The sequence below is a fragment of the Pseudomonas sp. SG-MS2 genome, from assembly GCF_009933855.1.
In the GTDB taxonomy this organism is placed as follows: Bacteria; Pseudomonadota; Gammaproteobacteria; order Pseudomonadales; family Pseudomonadaceae; genus Aquipseudomonas; species Aquipseudomonas putida_E.
Window position 1 is genome coordinate 1 of record NZ_MOMO01000248.1, and the last position, 2,709, is coordinate 2,709.

Genomic DNA, 2,709 nt, shown 5'->3' on the forward strand with positions numbered 1-2,709 from the left:
GGGGATAACAGGCTGATACCGCCCAAGAGTTCATATCGACGGCGGTGTTTGGCACCTCGATGTCGGCTCATCACATCCTGGGGCTGAAGCCGGTCCCAAGGGTATGGCTGTTCGCCATTTAAAGTGGTACGCGAGCTGGGTTTAGAACGTCGTGAGACAGTTCGGTCCCTATCTGCCGTGGACGTTTGAGATTTGAGAGGGGCTGCTCCTAGTACGAGAGGACCGGAGTGGACGAACCTCTGGTGTTCCGGTTGTCACGCCAGTGGCATTGCCGGGTAGCTATGTTCGGAAGAGATAACCGCTGAAAGCATCTAAGCGGGAAACTTGCCTCAAGATGAGATCTCACTGGGATCTTGAATCCCCTAAAGGGCCGTCGAAGACTACGACGTTGATAGGTTGGGTGTGTAAGCGCTGTGAGGCGTTGAGCTAACCAATACTAATTGCCCGTGAGGCTTGACCATATAACACCCAAGCAATTTGCTTCTGCAGATTGTGGTGGTGAAGACGAAAGAACCGAAAGTTCGCAACATCACAACTATCGCATATCCGAATTCGCTGGGCTGTCCATCTGGACATTCTGGCTACAGAATTTCTTGACGACCATAGAGCATTGGAACCACCTGATCCCATCCCGAACTCAGTAGTGAAACGATGCATCGCCGATGGTAGTGTGGGGTTTCCCCATGTGAGAGTAGGTCATCGTCAAGATTCATTTCGCAAAACCCCTATCTGCGCAAGCAGGTAGGGGTTTTGTCTTTAAGTAGAAGCTATCGCTTCTCCTGGTGGGCTGAAAGCCAACCGGTGGTGGTAAAAAGGTGGTTGACAGCGTTTTTGAATGCTGTATTATTCACCTCCCGCGACGAGAGATCGAAGCGAGTTAAGTGTCTGAAGTTAAACGAGTTTCTCGCAAAAAACTTCAAAATAAACGCTTGACAGGCCCTGAGGAAAGCGTAGAATGCGCGCCTCGGTTGAGACGAAAAGCTCTTAACCAAACGCTCTTTAACAAATCGAATCAAGCAATTCGTGTGGGTGCTTGTGAGTANGGACTGATAGTCAGAAAGATTATCAGCATCACAAGTGACCATGCGAGAAATCACATAGTCATTTGAGATTGCTGAGCCAAGTTTAGGGTTTCTTAAAAACCCAAGCAGTATTGAACTGAAGAGTTTGATCATGGCTCAGATTGAACGCTGGCGGCAGGCCTAACACATGCAAGTCGAGCGGATGACGGGAGCTTGCTCCTTGATTCAGCGGCGGACGGGTGAGTAATGCCTAGGAATCTGCCTGGTAGTGGGGGACAACGTTTCGAAAGGAACGCTAATACCGCATACGTCCTACGGGAGAAAGCAGGGGACCTTCGGGCCTTGCGCTATCAGATGAGCCTAGGTCGGATTAGCTAGTTGGTGGGGTAATGGCTCACCAAGGCGACGATCCGTAACTGGTCTGAGAGGATGATCAGTCACACTGGAACTGAGACACGGTCCAGACTCCTACGGGAGGCAGCAGTGGGGAATATTGGACAATGGGCGAAAGCCTGATCCAGCCATGCCGCGTGTGTGAAGAAGGTCTTCGGATTGTAAAGCACTTTAAGTTGGGAGGAAGGGCATTAACCTAATACGTTAGTGTTTTGACGTTACCGACAGAATAAGCACCGGCTAACTCTGTGCCAGCAGCCGCGGTAATACAGAGGGTGCAAGCGTTAATCGGAATTACTGGGCGTAAAGCGCGCGTAGGTGGTTTGTTAAGTTGGATGTGAAAGCCCCGGGCTCAACCTGGGAACTGCATCCAAAACTGGCAAGCTAGAGTACGGTAGAGGGTGGTGGAATTTCCTGTGTAGCGGTGAAATGCGTAGATATAGGAAGGAACACCAGTGGCGAAGGCGACCACCTGGACTGATACTGACACTGAGGTGCGAAAGCGTGGGGAGCAAACAGGATTAGATACCCTGGTAGTCCACGCCGTAAACGATGTCAACTAGCCGTTGGAATCCTTGAGATTTTAGTGGCGCAGCTAACGCATTAAGTTGACCGCCTGGGGAGTACGGCCGCAAGGTTAAAACTCAAATGAATTGACGGGGGCCCGCACAAGCGGTGGAGCATGTGGTTTAATTCGAAGCAACGCGAAGAACCTTACCAGGCCTTGACATGCAGAGAACTTTCCAGAGATGGATTGGTGCCTTCGGGAACTCTGACACAGGTGCTGCATGGCTGTCGTCAGCTCGTGTCGTGAGATGTTGGGTTAAGTCCCGTAACGAGCGCAACCCTTGTCCTTAGTTACCAGCACGTTATGGTGGGCACTCTAAGGAGACTGCCGGTGACAAACCGGAGGAAGGTGGGGATGACGTCAAGTCATCATGGCCCTTACGGCCTGGGCTACACACGTGCTACAATGGTCGGTACAGAGGGTTGCCAAGCCGCGAGGTGGAGCTAATCTCACAAAACCGATCGTAGTCCGGATCGCAGTCTGCAACTCGACTGCGTGAAGTCGGAATCGCTAGTAATCGCGAATCAGAATGTCGCGGTGAATACGTTCCCGGGCCTTGTACACACCGCCCGTCACACCATGGGAGTGGGTTGCACCAGAAGTAGCTAGTCTAACCTTCGGGAGGACGGTTACCACGGTGTGATTCATGACTGGGGTGAAGTCGTAACAAGGTAGCCGTAGGGGAACCTGCGGCTGGATCACCTCCTTAATCGACGACATCAGCCT

Annotated in this window: 3 rRNA genes; all 3 read left to right on the forward strand. The window is 51.8% G+C overall.

Annotated elements, in window-relative coordinates:
* A 23S ribosomal RNA gene (locus BLX42_RS23455) occupies positions 1 to 461 on the forward strand; the annotation flags it as partial.
* Between the two features lie 131 nt (positions 462 to 592).
* Positions 593 to 708 (forward strand): 5S ribosomal RNA (rrf, locus tag BLX42_RS23460).
* Between the two features lie 447 nt (positions 709 to 1,155).
* Positions 1,156 to 2,692: ribosomal RNA gene (locus tag BLX42_RS23465) — 16S ribosomal RNA — on the forward strand.
* Positions 2,693 to 2,709: the final 17 nt, after the last annotated feature.